Below are 21267 nucleotides of genomic sequence, written 5' to 3'. Positions count from 1 at the left end.
TATGTTACATTGAAAGAAGCGAACACGGTAAACTATTTCATATTGTGCGGAGTTGATAACCATGACAAAACAAACAGAATATAAGCGCAAGCCCGAATGGTTGAAAATTAAGTTAAACACGAATGAAAACTATACAGGCTTAAAGAAAATGATGCGTTCTAAAAATCTTCATACAGTTTGTGAGGAAGCAAAATGTCCGAATATTCATGAATGCTGGGCTGTAAGAAAAACAGCAACATTTATGATTTTAGGTGCGGTTTGTACACGTGCTTGTCGTTTTTGTGCGGTTAAAACAGGCTTACCAACTGAGCTTGATTTACAAGAGCCAGAACGCGTAGCAGATTCTGTAGTACAAATGGGCTTAAAGCACGTTGTTATAACAGCGGTTGCACGTGATGATTTAAAAGACGGGGGAGCAGCTGTTTTTGCTGAAACAGTACGAGCAGTACGTCGTAAAAATCCATTCACGTCTATCGAAGTATTACCATCTGATATGGGTGGAGTAGAAGAAAACTTAAAAATGTTAATGGATGCAAAACCAGATATTTTAAACCATAACATTGAAACAGTACGTCGATTATCTGACCGAGTTCGCGCTAGAGCAAAATATGAACGTTCATTAGAGTTTTTACGTCGAGCGAAAGAAATGCAGCCTGATATTCCAACTAAATCGAGCATTATGGTGGGCTTAGGTGAAACGAGAGAAGATTTAATTGAAGCAATGGATGACTTACGTGCAAACAATGTGGATATTTTAACTCTTGGGCAATACCTACAACCATCTAAGAAGCATTTACCAGTTCTTAAATATTACCCACCAGCAGAATTTGCAGAGCTTAAAGAAATTGCACTTAGCAAAGGATTTAGCCACTGTGAAGCTGGCCCACTTGTGCGTTCTTCTTACCATGCGGACGAGCAAGTACGTTCTGCAAAAGAAAAAACAGCAGAAGCTAAATAATGAAAAAAGAGAGCTAACGATTAGCTCTCTTTTTGTTTATACTCTAAAACGGTATTTGGACATGTTAATAAAATCTTTTTTAATTCTTCTGTGGATAATTCAATTGTAAATTCAGGTACACCAGGTGTAATTAAAATTTTATCGTACGTATAAATAGCGTTATCCACAATAATTGTTACATCGTGTGAATATCCGAAAGGAGCCACACATCCCGGCGTACAACCAGTTTTGTCTCGCAGTTCATCAGGAGAACAGAGAGATAAGCGTTCTCCTGTTAGTTCTTTCATTTCTCCCCGGTTGAGTCTTGTGCCCTCTAACGTAAAAAATACGTAATAATCTCCAGACTTTGATTTTAAAAATAAGCTTTTACTTGGAGTGCCTTGTAAGCCGAGTCTCTCACGTACAATCCGATCTGTCTCATAATCGAGTACTGGTTCGTGTTCAAATTTTTCATAAGAAACATTTGTTTTATGTAGTAGAGCAAGTACATCTTCGTACATATGGAGTGATACCCCTTTCTATTATTAGTACAGTTTCTTCTCGTGGCGTCAACTGAATGTTTTGGAAAGGGATATTACTTGGACGATGCTTCCCATAAGCGTTTTATGATACATTGTTCGTCGATTGTAATTTCGTAAATATCAGGATTCGTTAAAGTTCTCCATTCATTAAAGCCAATCGTATGATTAAAATGCTTTAAAATGAGCGTAAGTAAATTGCCATGTGTAACAAGTAGTGTTGTCGTATGGTTTAATTGTAAAACGTCTTGAATAAGCGATATGGCACGGTCTGTTGCTTGTTTTGTTGACTCTCCGCCTGAAAAGGCAATATCTATATTTGTAAAAGTAGATTCTAGTTTTTGCATCCAATCATCCATTGGAACGTTGCTCAATATGCGTTCAGTTAATCGTTCATCTTCTTGGATAGATAAGTTAGCTTGGAGCGCATAGGGCCGAATGGAATCGATAGCTCGGACAAATGGGCTTGAAATAATATGATCGATTTGTAGATGATTTTCTAAGAGGAATGTAGCAAGGGTATTTGCTTGGTCTTTTCCATCGGTCGTTAATTCAGCATCACGTTTTTGCCCAGTTGCTGAACAATGTCGTATTACAATAATTTTCTTCATAATTCATCCCCATCTTTCAAGTTGACGCTATATACTTCGACAAATGTGGAAATAATTCCTTTTTCTTGTAAAACGGCATATGGATTTAAATATGTGGAAAAGTAATGTGGATAATGAACATTTGAGGTGCAATCATGAATAAAATGATATGTATTGTAGTTAGTCTTTGTTTTTTAATACACTTGTCCACAACTTATGCAGAGTCGAATCAAAAAGTAAATTATCCAAGCAATCGAAATAAGTCATTTGTGAGTGAGGATATTTTTTATAAACAGTTAGATAAGAAAATCTATAAAGAATACAATAATGCAGCATATAGTGTTCGAAAAAAAATCTTATTTAAAGAAGTGCCCGATGAAGAATTTTCTTTCCTACAAAAAACAGCCGTGGGTTGTCGGAGTAGTGTGATGCTTCAAGATTTTTTTGTTCATCCTGATCGCCAAGTTTATTTTTTTGCTTCCTTTTCTCAAAATGAAGTAGAAGAGTTTCATAAATATATCGTTATAGATGCAGAAACAAAGAGGGAGCTGCAAGAAGGAAAAAGCTATCATCATTGCGACAATCCATAAAAAATAAACCACCAATCGGTGGTTTATTTTTTACTCCGGTACACTCATTAATTTCGCTTTCATTTTGCGAATAAGAACGACAGCGCCAATTGTACAAAGAAGTGTAATTCCTTCTGCAACGAAGATATTGATTGTTTTTGTTTGGTAAAGTGCCGCGAAAAAGTCTACAAATGCGTGGAATAGTATAGCGTATACTAGGAAGATATATTTCTTCTGTTTTACTGCGTATAAAACAAGCATTGTAAAGGCAATTTGAAGCACGAGTGCCATAATTCTTTCTAAGCTACCAAGGAAGTATAAGTAGGCAGGTTGCTGAATTAACATGTCCTGTAAAATGCTCAGCTCTGGTTTTTGTTCAATCAGTCGAGCGAAGCTACCATCGTTAATAGAATTAGCAAAGATTAATGCTTGTAATGCAGAAAAACCGCCAATTAAAATAGATTCAATTCCGCCGTGACCAATTCCATAAGCGAAGCCATCTTTATATTCTAGATATTTTTTTAGTAAGAAGAAGAAGGCAACGAAGCGTCCTAATTCTTCAAAAATACCAGCAGTCAATCCGCCATAAATTGCGAAGACAAACGGATTTTCTAAAAATGGAGCGATTGTTGGATTACCGCGCATAAATAGGTGGAATGGTGTTTCAAGAATTTGGGTAAATCCGATAAAGATAAGAACACCAATGCCGACTACTTTCCAATTCATATTATATTTTTTACGGAAATAAACGAGTACAATAATTGGGACCAGAATCGAGACAATGAGTTGAAAGATGATGCTGGCAATTACAGTATTTGAAACCATACTTTCACCGCTTTCTAATATATGTACATAACTATTATGCATCAAATATAGGAGAGATGAAACTTTTTAAGATAAAATGAATTTACTTATTGACTCTAACGTTGCGTCATACTTTATCGTATGTACTAAGGGGGAGATACAAATGACAATGAGAGTAAAAGAAGTAGCTGATTTAGTTGGAATTAGTGTGCGCACACTGCATCATTACGATGAAATTGGGTTGTTAACCCCAGACGAGACGACAGAGTCTGGATATCGTCTGTATTCCAATGAAAATTTAGAGACATTGCAGCAAATTTTGTTTTTTAAAGAGCTTGGCTTCCCTTTGAAAAAAATTAAAGAGATTATCATGAGTCCATCATTTGATCGCGAAGAGGCACTAGAGCTTCATAAGAAAATGCTTCTTGAAAAGCGTGCTAGATTAGATAAAGTGATTGCGACGATTGATAAAACAATTCAGCATACAAAAGGAGAGATTGAAATGACGAACAAAGAGAAATTTGAAGGATTCGATTTCAGCCATAACCCATATGAAGAAGAAGCACGTGAAAAATGGGGAGATGCAGCTGTAGATAAAGCGAACGAATATGCAAAAGGTATGTCAAAAGAGAACCAAGAGGAGTTTAATGCTATTTATAGAAATTTAGCAGCGCTTAGACACGGAGCACCAGATTCTAAAGAGGCACAAGAAGCAATTGGAGTGTGGTACGATTACTTGCAAAACTTCGGTGCATATTCATTAGATGCTTTTAAAGGACTCGGTCAAATGTACGTCGCTGATGAGCGCTTCACGAAAAATATCGATAAGTTTGGTGAAGGGTTAGCGCAGTTTATGTGTGATGCGATGGAGGTTTATGCGAATCGTAATAAAAAATAAAAAGTAAAACAGGTGGAGATTTTCTCCACCTGTTTTACTTTTTAATCATATCATTCAAAGTCTGATCTCCCGTATTGTTCAAATGAGGATTTTTACTCATTTCACGTTTTAGCATATCGAGGCTTTGCGTATATTCTGTATCATTTAATGCGCCAGATTGAAGACCTTGAATTTGGGAAATCAACTTTTGGTCTGTTGATACATATGCTTTATAATAGCGAGGGACGATGGACAAAGCAGCTCTATATACTTGATCTGCTACGAGTTTTGGATCCGTTGTGTTTGCACGGTATACAACAAATACTTCATCATCGGTAACGAGCGTAGCAGCGTTTGTAACGTCAGGAAGTTTGACTGTCATACTTGTAATCATTTCAGCAACTTTCTCACGGTTAATGGCTCCTACTTGTTTGTTAGATACTTCATGCTTTTGTTTAGATGAATAGCCGACCCTTGTGAGCCGTGTATTTGTATTTTCCGTATGATACATGTCATTTTTATTGGAAACAAGAACACGGCTTCCTTCTTCACGTTCCATTTCAGCTTTGTTCGCTGATTGGCAGCCTGCAAATAAGGAAATAGTGAGAAGGGAAAGTAAAATTTGTTTTTTCACGATGTATCACCTCCTTCTCCATAGCATGTACTAATTTGCAATTTTTTGTATTTGAAATTGTTGGTTGTTATGCTTTGTGATACGATAAAAAGAAGAATGCTTAGAGAGGAAGTTAATGATGGAGCAAAAGCAAGAGATTCATGCTACGGTGAGCATTAATAATGTGCAGTACGAAGTAATTAAAAACTTTCGTGACGGTTTTAGTGAAGAAGCATTTAAAGAGCGCTATGCAGAAATTTTAAATAAATATGATTATATCGTTGGAGACTGGGGATATGAGCAACTTAGATTGCGCGGATTCTTTGATGATAGTAACCAGCGTGCGACATATGATACGAAAATTAGTACGTTAACGGAGTATTTATACGAGTACTGTAACTTCGGTTGTGCACACTTCGTATTGCGAAAAGTGAAGAAATAAAAAAATCCTCTTACGATTGTAAGAGGATTTTTTGCATTATAAACAAATCGAGATATAATCTCCTTCAGATAGTATTGTATTTGGCTTCATTTGTTGTCCATTCAATTGAATATCCCCATTTTTAATTTTATCCACAATGCGTGTACGGCTCCAGTCGGAAATATATGTGGATAAGGCTTTATCGATGCGGTGGGAACCGAAAACGATGTCTAATACGATCGTGATTTTAGCTATGCCGTTTTCTTTATGTTGCATAATGGAAATAGTAGTAGTTGTTTCGGCTTGATCTTGCTGCGTCATATCGACTGTTTCAACGTGATCAGTAAATGATTTATAAATACGCAGTTTTTGATTCCACGTATGATCTTTCGGACATTTATAAATGGCAAAGCGGTATATGTTTTTTCCGTTGGCGTTATGCCTACGAATATTTGTGTCGGTAAATAGGGTAGTGCGTCTGCAATTTTTACAATACTTTTCGATTGTGTTTTGTTCATTTTCATATAAACTCCAAGAAAGTTGTACTTTCTGCATTTTCCTTCACCTCTTATAGTAGTGGCAAAGGAACGTAATACAGCTATTTGGATGTCTTGTAGTATGAAGACATGAGAAAAAGACAAAAATAAAAGGAGGTTCCCTTAGGAACCTCCGTAAACATCATACTACAGATGCGTTACGTTCCTTTGTAATGGGAATGGGCAGACTACTCCCTTGAAAAAGCGTGGTGCTTTTTTGAGAGTAATGCTATCCAATTGCTGGTCCATTACAAAGTAAATGTTGGCATACGTAGATAACGTCCTTTCTACCCAAATAGATTTATTCTTAATCATAACATATTAGTTTGAAAATTAAAAATACTTATAATGAAAAAACACCAGCTAAAACAGCTGGTGCCTAAGATAAATTATATAAGTTCAAATAAAAATGAGCGTAATTCTTCTGCAATTTCTTCAGTCATAGAAAATGCGTGCTCTAAGTAGCCTGGTTCGTTTAAATCGTCAGCACCGATGATTGCAAATTTATTGCGTTGCATATCAAGGACAATTGTTTTACCGTAATGACGATCGGAGTATAATAGCGCTAAATCGTGACGCTCATTTTCTCCCATAAAGCTAACGAAACGAGTTTTTGTAGCGACAGTATCGTCGTACAGAAAGAAACGTTCTTCCATACACATGGCTCCTTTATTAAATATCTAAGTTTAAGTGTGGTTTATGATCTAAATGGTGATGCGTTTTAATGAATCGTACTGTTCTTGTTTTGTAACGCATTACGATAGAGTATGTTTCAGCTAAATCTCCACCAAGGAATTTAACACCGTCTAATAACTCACCAGCAGATACACCAGTTGCTGAGAAGATTGCATCATCCCCAGATACTAAGTCATCTAACATAAGAAGTTGACGAGGATCTTCTAATCCCATTTCACGACAACGAGCTTCTTCTTCTTCGTTCATTGGAACTAAACGAGCTTGCATTTCACCTTCAAGGCACTTTAATGCTGCTGCAGAAATAACACCTTCTGGAGCTCCGCCAATACCTACGAATAAGTCGATACCCGTTCCAGGTAGTGCTGTTGCGATTGACGCACCAACATCACCGTCACCAAATAATTTTACGCGCGCACCTTTTGCACGAACACGATCAATAATATCTTGATGACGTTCACGTTCTTGAACGATAACCGTTAGATCGCGAATCTTTTTATTGTTAGCTTCTGCTACAATTTCAATTGTTTTTTCAATTGGATCATCTAAGCTAATTTTACCAGCTGCTTTTGGACCAACCGCGATTTTTTCCATGTACATATCAGGAGCATGAAGAAGGTTCCCTTTGTCTGCGATTGCAATAACTGCCATTGCATTTGCAAGACCTTTTGCAACGATGTTTGTACCTTCTAATGGGTCAACGGCGATGTCTACTTCTGGACCGTTACCTGTTCCTAGTTCTTCACCAATATACAACATCGGTGCTTCATCAAGTTCTCCTTCACCAATTACAACTGTACCTGCCATGTTTACTGAATCGAACATATCACGCATTGCTGTAGTTGCTGCATCATCTGCTTCATTTTTCTTTCCGCGGCCCATCCACTGTGCGGATGCTAAGGCTGCTGCTTCTGTTACACGGACAATTTCTAGTGCGAGTTCACGTTCCAAGATTCCATTCCTCCAATTTCAAAAATCATACAAATATAACTATAACAAATAACGGAGAAAAGGTGAATTCGAAAAATTGTCGATTTTTTCAGAAGAAAGCGTTACAATTAAAATGTAAATGCTTTAATTTCCAGGTAGGTGACATTCATGTATTTTGTAGACAGAAAGAAAATAGAACAAATGCTAGTATGTTTAGAACGAGCAACAAGTACATTTCAAGAGAAAAAGATATATGAAACCGAGTTTGAATTTTACGCATTAGAGCGCATAGCCCATCTTATTATTGATACTGTATTAGATGCCGGGAATGCGATGATTGATGGATTTATTATGCGCGATCCAGGAAGCTATGAAGATATTATTGATATTTTAATGGACGAGCGAGTGATAAGTGAAGAAGATGGACAAGGGATGAAAGAAATTATCCTTCTTCGAAAAATGCTTACGCAAGACTATATTCAAATGAATCATGATGAATTATATAAGACGATTCAAAAACATATTGCAGTGGTAGAGAAATACCCAGCAAATGTTCGCAGTTATTTAGAAAAGGAATTAGGACCTGTATCTGCATTTGTACCAGAATAATTATGCTTATAAGATCCCCAGAGAATGCCTTTTGGGGATCTTATATTGTATGTGAGAAAGAAAAGGGAGAAGGGTGAAGTATGGGGGAAGCACGTACTACGAAAGACGAAATTGTACAATTGTTGAAAGTAAAGGGAGAGCACACGGTAGCTGAACTAGCTGACGTTTTAGAGATTACAGAAATGGCGATCCGAAGACATTTAAGTAATCTTGAGAAAGACGGACTCATTTATTCTAAGATGGTAAGGCAACATGTCGGAAGACCAACTTATTTGTATGGATTAAGTGAAAAGGGAGAAGATACATTCCCGAAAGAGTATAAGCAATTTGCGATTGATATGCTAGAAGATTTAGCTCGAATGGGTGATGAAAAAATACTTCGTTACGTTTTAAAAGAGAGAACGAAGCGAATGGAAGAACAGTTACAAAAGAGAGTGAGTAATCAAAAGAATTTAGCATATAAAGTGCAAGAGATAGCAGCTATGCAAGAGAAAAACGGTTATATGGTTCAAATAAAGAGAGATGGAGAGAATTCTTTCGTAATTGAAAAACAAAACTGTCCGTTAAAGGAAATTGCAGAGAGATTCCCGCAAGTATGTGAAGATGAAAAAGAGATGTATAAGCGTTTATTTGCAGGAGCAGATGTAAAGACGTTAGCAAATATGTGTGAGGGCGATTGTAGTTGTTCTTACCAAGTAAAAGAGAAAAAATGAACGTTATGGGGCGCTTTTAGGTAAAGCGTTTTTTTCTTTGGAAAAAGCGGGTAATATAAGAGTGGTATGATAAGGTGAGAACGTTAGCATAGAAGGAGAGACATAATCGATGTATAAAGGTTACTTAATTGACTTAGACGGTACGATGTATCGCGGGGAAGAACAAATTGAAGAGGCAAGCGACTTCGTAAAAGCATTAGGAGAGCGCGGCATTCCTTATTTATTCGTTACGAATAACTCAACGCGTAAACCAGAACAAGTGGCAGAAAAACTTGTTCGTTTCGATATTCCAGCGAAAGCAGAGCAAGTATTCACAACGAGTATGGCGACTGCGAACTTCATTTATGAACGTAAACAAGACGCAACTGTATATATGATTGGTGAAGAAGGCTTACACGATGCACTTGTGGAAAAAGGATTTGAACTTGTGGATGAAAATCCTGATTTCGTTGTTGTTGGTTTAGATCGTGACATCACATATGAAAAGTTAGCAAAAGCGTGTCTTGCTGTGCGTAACGGCGCAACGTTTATTTCCACAAATGGAGACATTGCCATTCCGACTGAGCGCGGATTATTACCAGGTAACGGCTCATTAACATCAGTTGTAGCAGTATCAACAGGTGTGGATCCAATCTTTATCGGAAAACCAGAATCAATCATTATGGAACAAGCTTTAAAAGTACTTGGCATAGAAAAAAAAGAAGCATTAATGGTTGGGGATAACTACGATACAGACATTTTAGCAGGAATAAATGCTGGCATGCATACCCTTCTTGTCCACACTGGAGTCACAACTGTGGAGAAGTTAACAGAATACGAAGTACAACCAACGCAAGTTGTGCATAACTTGACGGAGTGGATTGAGAAGATGTAATGAAGAAAGCTGTTCCAAACTTTGGAACAGCTTTTTTTCTAATATTTGCGGGCAGCCCGATTGGTGTGGGCTAACATTCAGTTGTGACTAGTGTCGATTTTTGTCGGTAAGTCGATATATTTGAAAAATCGCCGATATAATCTGAGTTGCGCCGATATATTTAGAAAATCGCTGATATAATATGAGTTGCGCTGATATATTTAGAAAATCACTGATATAATTTTATTAGAACGCACGATTCACAACGTCTTTAACCTCTTCAAGATATTGTTTACGCACACTGTCATCCACAGAAGGAACACTTGTATAGAATGTATGCTCAATTGTTTCAATGCCTGTAAATTCAAAAATACCAACATCCGCTGTTTTCTTCATTGCATCAAACATGCCGCCTGCTGTGTATGCCTCTTTCGTATTACCCATTGTAGATAATAACAATCCTTTTTTACCGCTTAATAACTTTTCAATACCGTTTTCACCGTAAGCATAAGCAAATCCATGGCTAAACACACGGTCAACGTATCCTTTTAAAATAGCAGGAAGTCCCGCCCACCAAACTGGATAAATAAATGTAATGCTGTCAGCCCAAGAGATATGTTCTTGTTCTTCTTTAATATCTTCTGGTGTATTTCCTTTAGAAAATGAGATGAAATCGGAAGCGCCTAATACTGGATTAAAGTTTAATTCGTATAGATCGCGAACGCGTACTTCGTGACCTTTTCCTTCTAATTCACTTTTTACCGTTTCTAAAATCGCATGGTTGAAGCTTTCTGTATTCGGGTGTGCATAAACGATTACATGTTTCATTTTTCTTCCTCCTATTTGTGGATATGTGAATAGTTATTTGTATATCTGTAACTATTATGGTTACTACCTTTATAGAAGTCAAGTAATACATATGTATGTATAAAAAGACGCCCGAAAATCGCCTTTTTATACCCCGCTCATACAAAGTACAAAAAAGACAAATAAAATAATGACAATACCAATGCCGAAGTTAAATACGAGAGTACTATCCATATATGTAGCCTCCTTGTTTGAAAGTAAAAAGCACTCTAGTTAAGAGTGCTTTTTTATTTTGAATCTACTTTATAACTTTTAGAAAGTGATTCATGCGTGTAATGATTTACATTATTTTATGTATTTATACTTTGAAATGAGTAAGTCCTTGTTGGATATAGAAAAAAAGACACTCGTGGAGTGTCTTTTAAGATGACAAAATGTGCCAATTGCTTGAGGTTGATAAGACGCTAATTTCCGTGTTAACGCCTTTTCTTTAATCAAGAAGTGTAGCAACAGCGATTCAAATAGATTGTACCATTTGTTTAATTGTGGTGCGTATGCAATTGTGCATATTATGATCATGAGGTAGGTAATGAACTGTGAATAATTTGAAGTGATTTATTTACGATTTCTTCTGCGGCATATATGCCGATTGCGTCTGTTTTTAAAATATGAGGTTGTAAGTTATCATGCATTGCCCCTAACTCACCATGAAGTGGTGCAAAGGCATGGTTCGCCTTTTCAAGCATGCATAAATCAAGTAAAGAATCCCCAGCTGTAATAATCGTATCTATTTGCAAAATTTCTTTTATATATTGCACGGCGTCCCATTTGTTAATTGGTTTTGGTACAAAGTATAGCTTTCTACCTTGAAGTGAATGATTCCAGCCTTGTTTGTCTAACCAGGAAGTGAAGGATGATAATTCATCATAAGGAATGTTCTCCCGTTTAATAATGCAATAATGGAATAGATCATCAGCTGTTTTTTGTGATATAACCCAATCTTTATGAGCTATTTGTCCAAATTCCTTTAGTATGTCGTTTCCCTCTATACATTCAAACGATAGTCTTTCTTTTACTATCCTGTTCCAAGTACCATCTTGTTTACCGTTATGAAGGATATTACCGCCGTTACTTGTAATGGCGTATTCGGGAATGATTTCGTCTTGGAATAAAGAAATACGCTGAAACTGCTCAATAGTTCTTGTTGTAACTGGGATGAAATGTGAGTGCAGTTGCAATTTTTTTAGTAGTGAAATGGTTTTATGTGATATGAAAGAAATTTCTTTCCCATCTAAAGTTTCAATGAGTTGAATTGATTCATCTTCTATAGGGGCACGAAACGATTTCCGGGAATAAATAAGCGTCTGATCAAGATCACTGGCGAAAATCATATCGTTTCCCTCTTAAGAGGCTTAATGAGCCCGCAACATGAATAAGCCATATTCTCATAGATTTCAATAGGGACATTCTTTTCTTTAGCAAGAAGTAAAATATGCTTTAAATCGGGATTGTTTTGCTTCCGTATTAAAATTTTCCATGGTATTCTCCGGAGTAATACACGAGTTGTTTCGCCCACTCCTGGTTTGATTAAGTTAATATCGTCAATTTCAAAGTGATTTTGGATAGACTGTATATCTTTTAATCCTTGCCAAGAGGGATCAGTGTAAGTTGAAGTAATATAACGTAATTGATTATCTATATGAGAATGAACAGAAGGGAATAAATCTGTTACCTCATCAATGAATAAATTTGATAAGTCTTCTTGTTCTAGCTCTTTATAATATTTAACACCATGAAAATCATTTGGACCGATATAGGTGTCATTTAGTACAGTGCGGCTAATGAGTCCAGAGACTGTTGCATTTAAGCAAGCGCTAGGAATAAGAAAATCTTCACGTGTACCGTAAATTGAAGTACAGTAACCGGGATCAGCAAGCACAGCCATACAATGAGAAATGTGTGTATTATTTCGTTCGTTAAATGTGTGTACTGCATATTCTAATTCTTTTTTTATTGCACCTTTTCCAGTCCACCCATCAATGAATTGAATTGTTTCTTTAGGGTGATGTTCCAAAATATAATGGAGTGCATTTTCATCAATACCGCGTCCGCGAACAATAGAAATACAATAGTGAGGTACATCAAGGTTGTATTGATAGCGTATGTAGCGTTTGATAAGAATGCCAATAGGTGTACCAGCACGAGCTAATGAAACGAGGACAAGGTTAGTTCCTTTAGTTTGTATAATCTGTTCGGCGACAACTCCAACAGCGATGGCTAGTTTGTGTTTGTATTGTTGCAGGGAAGAAAAGAATAAATCCATATACGCTTTAGAGGGTTTATATTCCATTGGTAACATTTCGGAATAATGTGTGCCAGCTTGAATTGCTTGTTCTCTAGTTTCCGTGGAACTTTCTTTCATTAAATCACTAATATCTTTTAATAGAAAAATAGCATCATTTGGATTGTAACTACTAATATGAGAATTTAATTTTACCATAATTATCAACCTTCCTTTTCTATGCTATTTGAAAATGAGACGATATGAATAAAAGGAATAACTGTTTGTAACTGCTGTAGAAGAGGAGATAGGGCTTCTTCCCCTAAATCACGCTCAATGAAAACAAATACTTCATCGTAATCATGAGGTGAAATATTATAAAAGTAATTTGTAATAGTAGAATCTTCAGGACTTGGATATGAGAAATGATTATGAATGGCGTAGTTCACATCATTTGAAACAGAATGGATAGGGCTTCTTGTTGTAGATTGATATAAAATATTTTCACCCATTTCAGCAGCAATTTTCATTGGGATATACATAAATTCACCCGTTCCGAGACAGAGTGTTCGTTTTCCAATTCTTTCTCTTTTTAAAGTTTTTCCTGCTTCTTGGGCGAAAGAATGAATGTGCTTTTGTTCATATGCTGAAATGCCAAATCGCCCAGTATATTTTATATAATTTGATGTATAGGGTGATTTTAGGCAGGTAAGGGTATGTTTTTTGAAATCAGGTTTTGTTTCTTCAATTTGAATCTCTTTTTTTGCAATATTTAATGGTTGGCCAGTTGTATGAATACTGCCTTCTAATAAAGAAATAACATGAACCTTAATTTGAAGTTCTTCTTCTAATTGTTTAAATTGTTTTCTATTAGTATGAGAACGCCAGTCTAACAAAGAAGCAATTATATATTCTTCTCGTGGGAATTTATTTTGAATAGATCTAATAATATTTAATGCTGTTTTTCCTGTTGTCATCTCATCATCTACGAGAACAATTGGATTGTTGTTTTGAAAAAAGCTTTCATCTACATAACAACGGTGTGATGTTGCATGAGAATGTTCTTCCTCAAATGTAATGACAGATTCTAGGTGGGGTATCGATTCCCTAGTTGTATGTACATACTTTGCATTTTGAAAGCATTGAAACATAGAATGACCAAGTGATGTCGCTGTTTCAGCGAATCCGATGAACAAAACTTCTTCTTGCAGAGGATATTGATAACGAAATACTTCCTCTGGGATTTCATCAATTTCTAATGAAATGAGATTTAAAATTTCTTTTTGAAATGGATGAGAAATATTATGTAGTATTTCCATATATCTTGCAGCGAGAGCAACTCCACTTGATAGAGAGACTGTAGGTTTAATAGGAAGATGCTTTCCAAGGATTGTACTCACAAATAAAAAACTACGTTTCTTATTTATTCTCGCAGCCATTTGAAAAAGATTGTCTAGCGCTAAATTATATGGATTATCACGTACTTCTACATGAACTTGTATAGTATTTAAAACGTTATACGTGTTGCTTTGCGTTTGTAATAAGGAGATCGGTGAATTGTTTGTTTTCATGTAGCACCCCGTAAATATTAGATTTTAAAATGGTTTTGCGAGCCCACCCATAATGAGGTTTTACTTCATTCATTTTGTTAGAAAAACTGCTTTTTAGCACTCCATTATACGTATTTGCATTTTGTAAAATTAATCTCGCATCTAAATAATCTTCCATTGTGACAATGTGCATTGCCTGTACAACTTTAATATGAGATGGGTGAATAACTGTCTTTCCGATTAAGCCATTTGCATGGTCAAGCGATACCTCTTGAATAAGCCCTTCTTCATGATCATTAGAAAAATATTCCCATACACATCCTGAAATAATATATTCATTTGTTGCCCTTGAGAAAACGTTAATAATGTCTGAAATACAATCACGGACAACAGTAATATGATAGATAGGTGTGTATTTATTACGCCGAATACTAAATATACTTGAAAAATCAGTAGCACCAATACGTACATTTAAGATGTAATCGTGATAAGAATCTAGTAAATCCTTTATTTGTAATAATGATTCTGCCCGTGTTTCCTTATACATAATTTCGGGTGATTCTAAAATCGGCATGCCATATAGCGATAATGAGTATAACTCGTTTATATATGCAAGCTGATCGATATAAGTCTTTCCGTTAATCGGTGTGAATTTTGGAAAGACAAAACCACATAAACAATGAACGGCACTACCTAATTCAGTAACAATTTTCTTCATTTGACTTGGCTGTCGAACTCTAATAAAAAGGAGTGGGATGTCTGCTTGATTTAGTATGTTGGCACTGACTAAGTTAGCGATTTGCTGTATTTGAACGACGATGTTTTGCTCTGCAAGTTTTACTTCCTCATCGCTTATAGCGTCCTCTAGACAAAGAATAATTGAGATAGCATCCACATGTTTCCTTCTAATTATATCTTCCGCAATCGTTTCTTTCGTGCCAGGAGTATATAGTGTAGCGCCTAGTGCGTAAGCTAGTTGTTCTTTTCCTATATTTTTTGAAAAATTAAGAGGTTCTTTATAGAAAAAATTTTGCCGTTCTTCTGAGGAGAGATAAGAAAAGTAATTCAAATTGTCACCACCTTATTTATAATGATTCTGTTTAATCGTAACATAATAAGAAAAATCTTCCATAAAAATGAAGCAAGATATTAAAAAAATATATTGAGAAAGATGAATTATAAGATGAATATCGAATATTGTTAATAGAAATATAATAGGGGGAAAGAGAAAGTGGATATACATAAATTAACAGAGGAAGAAGCAAATGAGATAAATACTTGGACGTACGAGGAACCATATAATTTATATAGTTTTTCAGGCGAGAAAGAAGTAATGGAAGAGCTATTAGATGGAACGTATTATGGCTGTTGTGATGATCAAGGAGACTTCATCGGTTATTTTTGTTTTGGAGCAAATGCACAAGTACCAGGTGGAAGAGATGCTCATTTATATGGTGGAGAAGGTGTGACTGATACCGGACTTGGCATGAAGCCGGCGTTAACCGGGAAAGGAATGGGGAAAGAATTCTTCCAAGCTGGAATAGCGTTTGCCACGAAAGAGTTTAATGCAAAAATGTTTCGATTAAGCGTAGCGACATTTAATACAAGAGCGGTTACGTTATATAAAAATATCGGATTTAAGCAAGGGCCTATTTTTTTGAGTCGCGGAAGAGAATTTATGCTGATGGAATATGAAAGACCGTCAGCATGAACCTGACGGCCTAGAAAACACTATTATTCTGAGTGCTCAGCTCGGTGCGCTAAACGGCTTGAAGCAGCGGCAGCGATTCCGCCAACGATATCATCAAGGAACGTGTGCACCTTTCCAGTTGATTTATCATTTAAGTATTCTAAAATACCAGGTTTTAATTTATCAATATATCCAAAGTTCGTGAAACCGATAGAGCCGTACACATTCACGATAGAAAGTGCGATAACTTCATCAATTCCGTATAAGCCTTCATCACGTTTTACAATATCTTGTAACGGTTCACTTAGCATTCCCTTTTCAGCAAGGACATCAAGCTCGATACCAGTAATCAGTGCGTTTTGTACTTCACGTTTTGATAGTACACGTTCTACATTGTAACGGCATTCTGACATCTCTAAATTTGGATGATATTTTTTTTGAAGAAAATGAACAAGTTCAGCAATATCGTCAATTGTTACACCGCGTTCTTGTAATAGTTTTAATGCTCTTTCTTGTAGTTGATTTGATTCTTTCATGTTTATCACCTTTTTTTCTTTTTAGTATTTGTATACGTTTCGTTGCTTTATCATGTGCATAGGAATGAAAGGCGAGCACAAGCTCATATATATAAAGAAAAACCATAGGTGGCGACTGCGATGATTCAGCATATTTATGAGCATTATCACATGCATGTTAAAGAATTAATCCCCCTTGGCCCCTATAAAAGCTTTTGGATTCGCAACAAAATTTATGTACTTGTTCCAATTGGAGAAATGGAGGAAGAAGTACTTGTAGAGATGAAAAAGCTCAGTGATTATATGAACCAGCAAGGGGATATAACTGTAGCGACTTTCGTTCCGACTATACACGGCTACTATGTAAGTGAGATAGAAGAACAAAATTATTGCTTATTAAAAGGTATGCGCACGTTAGAACGACATGCTATGTCATTAGGAAGTGAGCTTTCTATATTCCATAAACGAGGTGCATTCTTTCCAGAAGAGATTGAGCAATTAAGCCGAATTGGTGAATGGAAAGCGTTATGGGAAAAAAGGCTCGATCAATTAGAAAAGTTTTGGCAATCACAAGTGATGAACCACCCTTCAGATGTATTCGATCAATTGTTTATTGAATCCTTCCCGTATTACTTAGGAGTTGCAGAAAATGCCATTCAATATGTTGTCGATACAGAAATGGATGATACGCCGCAACTAACGGATGCAGCAACAATTTGCCAAGAACGATTCACACCTTTATTATGGCATCAAACGAAGCGTCTCAAACTTCCTTTTGATTGGGTGTATGATCACCCGAGTCGAGATATTGCAGAATGGATCCGCCATATGATGATAGAAAAAAAGAAAGACTGGGAGCAAACAATCGTTCAATTTGTTACGGATTATGAACGGAATTATTCGCTATCCTCATTTGGCTGGCGCTTATTATTTGCAAGGCTCCTGTTCCCGCTGCACTATTTTGAAACGGTCGAACGATATTATCAAACTGGGAACGAGGAACAAAAAAGCATATATAGAGATCGCTTAGAAGCCATTTTACACGATGTGAACCGCTCAGAGCAATTTATGAAGCACTTTTATGGCTCACTTCGTTTACCAGTAGATAAGCTTGGGATTAGAAAATTAGATTGGCTATCTTAAAAGTATAAAAAAGAGACCGATGGAGGTCTCTTTTTTATACCACAATTTTATGTAATACATTATGCCCCTACCTGCTGATCTGTACATATATTTAAAACGAATTGATGCTTTTCGAGCTTTTCATTTACTTTACCCAATAATTCTTGCTGGATTTCTTTAAATAAAAATTGATAGCTTGTATTCCACGTTGGTATAGCGGATGAAAGGCCTAATAAATAATCTTTTTTCTTTTCTAGTTCTTGAATTGTTAAAAAAGTGTTCCCCATTTTTGGCATGTGTCGTCCCCCTATGTTTTTTACTTTATATGTGTGAACGATTCACTATATAGTATTAATTATCGCATTTTTTGAGAGGGATTTCCAATTTTGTTTTATGATGTTAACGGATAAATGTGATTTGAATAAAAAAAGGAGACCAAATTTGGTCTCCTTTTAGCAAGTGACTTTGAACGAGCCGCTAGATAATATCCAGCTCCAGCGGCTAGAACAGTCGGCCATCTCGCGCCTTCCTGTGAGGCAAAAAGCGCCTCTTCGTCAGGAGCTCCAATGACCTCCTGTTCTGAACGAGCCGCTTCCGCTTTTAATTAAAATACTTGTTCTACTTCGATAACGCCTGGTACTTCTTCAAGTAACGCGCGCTCGATACCAGCTTTTAGTGTGATTGTAGAACTTGGGCAGCTTCCGCATGCACCCATAAGGCGTAGTTTTACGATACCTTCTTCAATGTCTACTAATTCAACGTCTCCGCCATCGCGAAGTAAGAATGGACGTAATTTATCTAATACTTCTAATACTTGTTCTTGCATATGTGGGTTTTCCATTTTTATCGACTCCTTTCATCAGTTTTATTATAATCAAGATAGAGGGGAAAATCTATTTTTTCTCTTCTTGTTTTATTGTCGAAATTTTGTATCGTGTTTTTTCAGTATAGGGGTATGGAATAAGTTTGTAAAATGATGTGCTTATGTAATAAGACATCTGAATATACTGTTGGGACAAGAAGTGGGGGAGAAGAAATGGTTAATGTTCAAGTGTATGGGACGAAAGTAATTTGTGCGAGCTGCGTTGGAATGCCATCTTCAACAGAAACGTTTGAGTGGTTACAAGCGGCAATTGGTCGTAAATATGAAGGACAAGAAAATAAATTTAATTTCGAGTATATTGATTTCCAAGAAGAACAAGAAGATGCGGATAAAAAAGCATTCGCAGAGCGCGTAGTGGAAGAAGATTTATTTTATCCGGTCGTTCTTGTAAATGGAGAAATTGTTGGAGAAGGAAATCCTCGTTTGAAGGATGTTTACGAAGAAATCGAGAAATATTTATAAAACAAGAAGTCTTTGCGAATTTGCAAAGGCTTTTTTTATTGGAGGGATAGATATGAAAAATGGAGTGAAGCATGCGTTACCAACGGAAGTAGAGCAGTTAATGGAGCGGTACACAGTAGAATTAAAAGAAATTTTTTTGGATGAAAAAATAGTCGGGGTATATATTTACGGATCCATCGCACTAGGTGCATTTCATAAGGAAACGAGCGATGTTGATTTTGTTACAGTGATAAATGATTCCGTGAATGAAGCTGAAAAACAGCAGCTTGTGGAACTACATAAGAAACTTAGTGATAATATGCTAGGTAAAAGAATGGACGGTATGTATATTCCGCTTGCTGACTTAGGGAAATACAATGATGAAATGAACGAGTACGTATATTGTGCAGATGGTAAAGCTAATGTTGGTCATTGGGACATTAATGCGGTCACATGGTGGACGTTGAAAAATCAAGGCATTACAGTTACCGGAAAAGAAGCAGAAGATCTTCCGCTACAAATACAATGGAATGATGTAGTAAATACGATGAAATATAACGTAGAACAGTACTGGAGTGAAAAGGCGAAGAAGCCATATTTATTTTTTATAGAAGAGTGGGTAGAATCAGCTGTCGTTACGATGGGACGTATTTTATATACACTAGATCATAAAACAATCGTTTCAAAAGATAGAGGCTTGCAATACTTGTCAGAACGTTCAGCGGAAGAATGGGAGCTTTTATTAAAAGAAGTAGCTAGAATACGGCAGAACCCAAAAGAAAAGCGAATGCTCTCAAGGTGGAGAAGGGCAGATATGACGAAGAGGTACTTACTGCATTTAATTGAGACGTGTAGAGAGAAATGGTAGGGAAGAAAATGGACAATACAGTGGGGTGTATTGTCTTTTTTATTTTGTAGTAGATAGAAAAGTATTTACAAGTATTGTGTAGAGGAAAAATAATAGAAAAAAATATGTGCATGGGGGAAGATGATGAGTAAATATAAATTACATATAGATAGAGAACAATTATGGAAAGGATGCGTTTTAAATTCGATTGCCCATGCAATTAATGTAGCGCATTGTCCAGATTTCTCACATGAAAGTTCATGGGATGGATTTAACTATAGTATGCAAGATAGCCAAGGCGGACAAGGGGTAATTACGTTTCATCCGAATTACACGATTGTATGTCTTCAAGATGTGAATAGTGAGAGAATGGATGAGTGGATTGATGCGAAAAGTTATTTTGAAGGGGCACCTTCGGAAGTAATAGATATTGCGAAAGAAGAAGCACTTCAATACGTATTAGAAGAAGTAGAAGGCGAAACAGTTCCTTTTATTACAACTGCATTTTGGATTGAGGATAGTGGTGCGTATTCAATTGATTCATTTGAAGAGATGGAAGAGCACGGTGGATTCTTATTAGAAATTCCATTACTTGATACAGAATCAGCAATGGAAAGACTGGAAGAAGAGTATGAACTGACAGAGGAACAAATAGAGCTTTTACAACTCGTGTATGAGAAAAAAATCCAAAGGCCAAATGAGGAAATTAAGTTGTCTAAAGAAGAAGTAGCAATGATTGGAACGGAAGATAGCGAAGGATTGGAAGCTAGTAAGGAGTCATTTGCAGAAATGAATATTACTTGGGAGTTGTAGGATAGGATATAAAATTGTGATAAAGGACTAGTAGAAAGAACAATGTGAAATTACATTGCACTTTCTACTAGTTTTTTCATATACATATCAACTTCGTGAAAGAATATGGGCTCTTTTTCCTTAGTATTCAGATGCACGGTGCAATGTAAATATTGCTGTAAGTAGCGATTAGCTTGTTCGTACTGTTTTAATTTGTAGAAAGAAAAACAAGTAAGAAGTAGAAACGCTTTTTCTTCTAATATTGGAACGACAGCTAGTACCGGAGTAATGGAATGTATATTTATTTCCACTAAATTTTCATAAGATGTCCACGTTTGAAACCAGTCGAAAATAGTAGAAAGGTAACCCGGAATGTTGATAGTTTCATGTGAAACATTATGCAGAGGAAGTTAATAATGAACTATTCATGAGTTGTGTAAGTGGAAATATGTTTGAAATAGTAGAAGGCTAATTTGTGAGCTCTTTTAAGTCGAGATGTTTGTTTTAAAATAGTAGTATATATTCACTAAAAAAGATGTATAAAAATGATTTTGATGCATCCTTTTTAGTGAATATATAAAATAATTAACTTAGTGTATTAAAGATATGATACATGATTATTTTAATATATTTAAAAGTAAAATGAAATAAGAAA

At 36.1% G+C, this 21267-nt stretch carries 27 protein-coding genes and 1 pseudogene; 12 read left to right on the top strand and 16 right to left on the bottom strand.

Translation table 11 applies throughout. The features are described 5' to 3' along the window. Positions 1 to 61: 61 nt before the first annotated feature. A complete protein-coding gene (gene lipA / locus ACQGSG_RS10370) occupies positions 62 to 958 on the top strand; it encodes a lipoyl synthase (RefSeq protein ID WP_000166372.1) in 897 nt (298 codons plus the stop codon). Positions 959 to 978: 20 nt separating this feature from the next. Here lipA and ACQGSG_RS10365 read toward each other — a convergent pair whose 3' ends face one another. Together ACQGSG_RS10365 and ACQGSG_RS10360 are read right to left on the bottom strand one after the other, a co-directional pair. Further along, on the bottom strand, positions 979 to 1458 hold the full coding sequence (locus tag ACQGSG_RS10365) for a YbaK/EbsC family protein (RefSeq protein WP_000272747.1): 480 nt from the start codon (positions 1456 to 1458) through the stop codon (positions 979 to 981). A gap of 74 nt (positions 1459 to 1532) precedes the next feature. Further along, complete coding sequence (locus tag ACQGSG_RS10360; protein WP_000721050.1) at positions 1533 to 2087, bottom strand: histidine phosphatase family protein; 555 nt, start codon at positions 2085 to 2087, stop codon at positions 1533 to 1535. Between the two features lie 134 nt (positions 2088 to 2221). Between ACQGSG_RS10360 and ACQGSG_RS10355 the strand changes: the two genes are divergently transcribed. Then, positions 2222 to 2656 carry a hypothetical protein gene (locus tag ACQGSG_RS10355; RefSeq protein WP_001038440.1) on the top strand — a complete coding sequence of 145 codons (435 nt, stop codon included), beginning with the start codon at positions 2222 to 2224 and terminating at the stop codon, positions 2654 to 2656. A gap of 30 nt (positions 2657 to 2686) precedes the next feature. Here the strand turns inward: ACQGSG_RS10355 and ACQGSG_RS10350 are convergent, their stop codons facing one another. Then, positions 2687 to 3502: a YhfC family intramembrane metalloprotease gene (locus tag ACQGSG_RS10350; RefSeq protein ID WP_002101508.1), complete on the bottom strand. Its 816-nt coding sequence runs from the start codon at positions 3500 to 3502 to the stop codon at positions 2687 to 2689. A gap of 100 nt (positions 3503 to 3602) precedes the next feature. Between ACQGSG_RS10350 and ACQGSG_RS10345 the strand changes: the two genes are divergently transcribed. Next, complete coding sequence (locus ACQGSG_RS10345; RefSeq protein ID WP_000178768.1) at positions 3603 to 4337, top strand: MerR family transcriptional regulator; 735 nt, start codon at positions 3603 to 3605, stop codon at positions 4335 to 4337. A gap of 34 nt (positions 4338 to 4371) precedes the next feature. Here the strand turns inward: ACQGSG_RS10345 and ACQGSG_RS10340 are convergent, their stop codons facing one another. Beyond that, entirely contained in the window at positions 4372 to 4950 is a 579-nt protein-coding gene (locus tag ACQGSG_RS10340) for a YhcN/YlaJ family sporulation lipoprotein (RefSeq protein WP_000744128.1), read from the bottom strand. Between the two features lie 118 nt (positions 4951 to 5068). Between ACQGSG_RS10340 and ACQGSG_RS10335 the strand changes: the two genes are divergently transcribed. After that, positions 5069 to 5371, top strand: coding sequence for a YutD family protein (locus ACQGSG_RS10335; RefSeq protein WP_000435943.1), 303 nt, complete (start codon positions 5069 to 5071; stop codon positions 5369 to 5371). A gap of 36 nt (positions 5372 to 5407) precedes the next feature. Here the strand turns inward: ACQGSG_RS10335 and ACQGSG_RS10330 are convergent, their stop codons facing one another. The 3 genes from ACQGSG_RS10330 to glpX all read right to left on the bottom strand — a co-directional run bounded on the left by ACQGSG_RS10330 (position 5408) and on the right by glpX (position 7530). Continuing rightward, positions 5408 to 5905 (bottom strand): hypothetical protein, encoded by a 498-nt coding sequence (locus ACQGSG_RS10330; protein ID WP_001174575.1) that lies wholly within the window; start codon positions 5903 to 5905, stop codon positions 5408 to 5410. A gap of 370 nt (positions 5906 to 6275) precedes the next feature. Beyond that, the gene (locus ACQGSG_RS10325; protein ID WP_000392606.1) at positions 6276 to 6542 is read right to left on the bottom strand and encodes a DUF3055 domain-containing protein; all 267 of its coding nucleotides are present in this window, start codon (positions 6540 to 6542) and stop codon (positions 6276 to 6278) included. A gap of 16 nt (positions 6543 to 6558) precedes the next feature. Next, complete coding sequence (glpX, locus tag ACQGSG_RS10320; RefSeq protein WP_000439090.1) at positions 6559 to 7530, bottom strand: class II fructose-bisphosphatase; 972 nt, start codon at positions 7528 to 7530, stop codon at positions 6559 to 6561. A 147-nt stretch (positions 7531 to 7677) separates the two neighbouring features. Here glpX and ACQGSG_RS10315 point away from each other — a divergent pair, with 147 nt between their 5' ends. The 3 genes from ACQGSG_RS10315 to ACQGSG_RS10305 all read left to right on the top strand — a co-directional run bounded on the left by ACQGSG_RS10315 (position 7678) and on the right by ACQGSG_RS10305 (position 9705). After that, complete coding sequence (locus ACQGSG_RS10315) at positions 7678 to 8118, top strand: DUF86 domain-containing protein (protein WP_000274008.1); 441 nt, start codon at positions 7678 to 7680, stop codon at positions 8116 to 8118. 80 nt (positions 8119 to 8198) lie between these two features. Further along, on the top strand, positions 8199 to 8831 hold the full coding sequence (locus ACQGSG_RS10310) for a helix-turn-helix transcriptional regulator (RefSeq protein ID WP_000503346.1): 633 nt from the start codon (positions 8199 to 8201) through the stop codon (positions 8829 to 8831). 109 nt (positions 8832 to 8940) lie between these two features. After that, a complete protein-coding gene (locus tag ACQGSG_RS10305) occupies positions 8941 to 9705 on the top strand; it encodes a TIGR01457 family HAD-type hydrolase (RefSeq protein ID WP_000276465.1) in 765 nt (254 codons plus the stop codon). Between the two features lie 225 nt (positions 9706 to 9930). Here ACQGSG_RS10305 and ACQGSG_RS10300 read toward each other — a convergent pair whose 3' ends face one another. The 5 genes from ACQGSG_RS10300 to ACQGSG_RS10280 all read right to left on the bottom strand — a co-directional run bounded on the left by ACQGSG_RS10300 (position 9931) and on the right by ACQGSG_RS10280 (position 15391). Further along, positions 9931 to 10512, bottom strand: coding sequence for an NAD(P)H-dependent oxidoreductase (locus tag ACQGSG_RS10300; protein ID WP_000683436.1), 582 nt, complete (start codon positions 10510 to 10512; stop codon positions 9931 to 9933). A gap of 554 nt (positions 10513 to 11066) precedes the next feature. Continuing rightward, complete coding sequence (locus ACQGSG_RS10295) at positions 11067 to 11882, bottom strand: HAD family hydrolase (RefSeq protein ID WP_000575383.1); 816 nt, start codon at positions 11880 to 11882, stop codon at positions 11067 to 11069. Further along, positions 11879 to 12991: a cysteine protease StiP family protein gene (locus ACQGSG_RS10290; RefSeq protein ID WP_000239908.1), complete on the bottom strand. Its 1113-nt coding sequence runs from the start codon at positions 12989 to 12991 to the stop codon at positions 11879 to 11881. Before ACQGSG_RS10290 ends, ACQGSG_RS10295 begins: the two co-directional genes overlap by 4 nt. A 5-nt stretch (positions 12992 to 12996) precedes the next feature. Beyond that, a complete protein-coding gene (locus ACQGSG_RS10285) occupies positions 12997 to 14343 on the bottom strand; it encodes a phosphoribosyltransferase family protein (protein ID WP_087964794.1) in 1347 nt (448 codons plus the stop codon). Then, complete coding sequence (locus ACQGSG_RS10280; RefSeq protein WP_325842573.1) at positions 14288 to 15391, bottom strand: HpcH/HpaI aldolase/citrate lyase family protein; 1104 nt, start codon at positions 15389 to 15391, stop codon at positions 14288 to 14290. The genes ACQGSG_RS10285 and ACQGSG_RS10280 overlap by 56 nt, the downstream gene beginning before the upstream one ends. Before the next feature lie 162 nt (positions 15392 to 15553). Here ACQGSG_RS10280 and ACQGSG_RS10275 point away from each other — a divergent pair, with 162 nt between their 5' ends. Continuing rightward, positions 15554 to 16033, top strand: a complete 480-nt coding sequence (locus ACQGSG_RS10275) for a GNAT family N-acetyltransferase (RefSeq protein WP_325842574.1) — start codon at positions 15554 to 15556, stop codon at positions 16031 to 16033. Positions 16034 to 16056: 23 nt separating this feature from the next. Here the strand turns inward: ACQGSG_RS10275 and ACQGSG_RS10270 are convergent, their stop codons facing one another. After that, positions 16057 to 16548, bottom strand: coding sequence for a phosphatidylglycerophosphatase A family protein (locus tag ACQGSG_RS10270; RefSeq protein WP_000665094.1), 492 nt, complete (start codon positions 16546 to 16548; stop codon positions 16057 to 16059). Between the two features lie 120 nt (positions 16549 to 16668). On the opposite strand from ACQGSG_RS10270, the gene yutH reads away from it, so the two are divergent. Then, on the top strand, positions 16669 to 17670 hold the full coding sequence (gene yutH, locus ACQGSG_RS10265) for a spore coat putative kinase YutH (protein WP_325842575.1): 1002 nt from the start codon (positions 16669 to 16671) through the stop codon (positions 17668 to 17670). A 59-nt stretch (positions 17671 to 17729) separates the two neighbouring features. On the opposite strand, the gene ACQGSG_RS10260 is transcribed toward yutH, so the two are convergent. Continuing rightward, positions 17730 to 17945, bottom strand: coding sequence for a carbonic anhydrase (locus ACQGSG_RS10260; RefSeq protein ID WP_325842576.1), 216 nt, complete (start codon positions 17943 to 17945; stop codon positions 17730 to 17732). Positions 17946 to 18253: 308 nt separating this feature from the next. Continuing rightward, positions 18254 to 18490, bottom strand: coding sequence for a NifU family protein (locus ACQGSG_RS10255; RefSeq protein WP_000431159.1), 237 nt, complete (start codon positions 18488 to 18490; stop codon positions 18254 to 18256). A gap of 195 nt (positions 18491 to 18685) precedes the next feature. Between ACQGSG_RS10255 and ACQGSG_RS10250 the strand changes: the two genes are divergently transcribed. From ACQGSG_RS10250 to ACQGSG_RS10240, 3 genes are all read left to right on the top strand, one after another. Further along, on the top strand, positions 18686 to 18994 hold the full coding sequence (locus ACQGSG_RS10250) for a YuzD family protein (protein WP_000248588.1): 309 nt from the start codon (positions 18686 to 18688) through the stop codon (positions 18992 to 18994). 52 nt (positions 18995 to 19046) lie between these two features. After that, positions 19047 to 19841 (top strand): nucleotidyltransferase domain-containing protein, encoded by a 795-nt coding sequence (locus ACQGSG_RS10245; RefSeq protein ID WP_141527126.1) that lies wholly within the window; start codon positions 19047 to 19049, stop codon positions 19839 to 19841. A gap of 123 nt (positions 19842 to 19964) precedes the next feature. Beyond that, the gene (locus ACQGSG_RS10240) at positions 19965 to 20633 is read left to right on the top strand and encodes a hypothetical protein (protein ID WP_061654814.1); all 669 of its coding nucleotides are present in this window, start codon (positions 19965 to 19967) and stop codon (positions 20631 to 20633) included. 50 nt (positions 20634 to 20683) lie between these two features. Here the strand turns inward: ACQGSG_RS10240 and ACQGSG_RS10235 are convergent. After that, a pseudogene (locus tag ACQGSG_RS10235) lies at positions 20684 to 21016 on the bottom strand (DUF4304 domain-containing protein); the annotation flags it as partial. Positions 21017 to 21267: the final 251 nt, after the last annotated feature.

The sequence above is a fragment of the Bacillus sp. GMa5/1 genome (assembly GCF_050172015.1).
In the GTDB taxonomy this organism is placed as follows: Bacteria; Bacillota; Bacilli; order Bacillales; family Bacillaceae_G; genus Bacillus_A; species Bacillus_A cereus.
The sequence above is the reverse complement of the archived record's forward strand: the minus strand, read 5'-3'. Positions and strand labels throughout refer to the sequence as shown.

Excerpts from the sequence above, each read along its gene's own strand:
- lipA (WP_000166372.1), top strand. The coding sequence starts at position 62 with ATGACAAAACAAACAGAATATAAGCGCAAGCCCGAATGGTTGAAAATT.
- ACQGSG_RS10365 (WP_000272747.1), bottom strand. The coding sequence starts at position 1,458 with ATGTACGAAGATGTACTTGCTCTACTACATAAAACAAATGTTTCTTAT.
- ACQGSG_RS10360 (WP_000721050.1), bottom strand. The coding sequence starts at position 2,087 with ATGAAGAAAATTATTGTAATACGACATTGTTCAGCAACTGGGCAAAAA.
- ACQGSG_RS10355 (WP_001038440.1), top strand. The coding sequence starts at position 2,222 with ATGAATAAAATGATATGTATTGTAGTTAGTCTTTGTTTTTTAATACAC.
- ACQGSG_RS10350 (WP_002101508.1), bottom strand. The coding sequence starts at position 3,502 with ATGCATAATAGTTATGTACATATATTAGAAAGCGGTGAAAGTATGGTT.
- ACQGSG_RS10345 (WP_000178768.1), top strand. The coding sequence starts at position 3,603 with ATGACAATGAGAGTAAAAGAAGTAGCTGATTTAGTTGGAATTAGTGTG.
- ACQGSG_RS10335 (WP_000435943.1), top strand. The coding sequence starts at position 5,069 with ATGGAGCAAAAGCAAGAGATTCATGCTACGGTGAGCATTAATAATGTG.
- ACQGSG_RS10330 (WP_001174575.1), bottom strand. The coding sequence starts at position 5,905 with ATGCAGAAAGTACAACTTTCTTGGAGTTTATATGAAAATGAACAAAAC.
- ACQGSG_RS10325 (WP_000392606.1), bottom strand. The coding sequence starts at position 6,542 with ATGGAAGAACGTTTCTTTCTGTACGACGATACTGTCGCTACAAAAACT.
- ACQGSG_RS10315 (WP_000274008.1), top strand. The coding sequence starts at position 7,678 with ATGTATTTTGTAGACAGAAAGAAAATAGAACAAATGCTAGTATGTTTA.
- ACQGSG_RS10310 (WP_000503346.1), top strand. The coding sequence starts at position 8,199 with ATGGGGGAAGCACGTACTACGAAAGACGAAATTGTACAATTGTTGAAA.
- ACQGSG_RS10305 (WP_000276465.1), top strand. The coding sequence starts at position 8,941 with ATGTATAAAGGTTACTTAATTGACTTAGACGGTACGATGTATCGCGGG.
- ACQGSG_RS10300 (WP_000683436.1), bottom strand. The coding sequence starts at position 10,512 with ATGAAACATGTAATCGTTTATGCACACCCGAATACAGAAAGCTTCAAC.
- ACQGSG_RS10295 (WP_000575383.1), bottom strand. The coding sequence starts at position 11,882 with ATGATTTTCGCCAGTGATCTTGATCAGACGCTTATTTATTCCCGGAAA.
- ACQGSG_RS10290 (WP_000239908.1), bottom strand. The coding sequence starts at position 12,991 with ATGGTAAAATTAAATTCTCATATTAGTAGTTACAATCCAAATGATGCT.
- ACQGSG_RS10285 (WP_087964794.1), bottom strand. The coding sequence starts at position 14,343 with ATGAAAACAAACAATTCACCGATCTCCTTATTACAAACGCAAAGCAAC.
- ACQGSG_RS10270 (WP_000665094.1), bottom strand. The coding sequence starts at position 16,548 with ATGAAAGAATCAAATCAACTACAAGAAAGAGCATTAAAACTATTACAA.
- yutH (WP_325842575.1), top strand. The coding sequence starts at position 16,669 with ATGATTCAGCATATTTATGAGCATTATCACATGCATGTTAAAGAATTA.
- ACQGSG_RS10260 (WP_325842576.1), bottom strand. The coding sequence starts at position 17,945 with ATGCCAAAAATGGGGAACACTTTTTTAACAATTCAAGAACTAGAAAAG.
- ACQGSG_RS10255 (WP_000431159.1), bottom strand. The coding sequence starts at position 18,490 with ATGGAAAACCCACATATGCAAGAACAAGTATTAGAAGTATTAGATAAA.
- ACQGSG_RS10250 (WP_000248588.1), top strand. The coding sequence starts at position 18,686 with ATGGTTAATGTTCAAGTGTATGGGACGAAAGTAATTTGTGCGAGCTGC.
- ACQGSG_RS10245 (WP_141527126.1), top strand. The coding sequence starts at position 19,047 with ATGAAAAATGGAGTGAAGCATGCGTTACCAACGGAAGTAGAGCAGTTA.
- ACQGSG_RS10240 (WP_061654814.1), top strand. The coding sequence starts at position 19,965 with ATGAGTAAATATAAATTACATATAGATAGAGAACAATTATGGAAAGGA.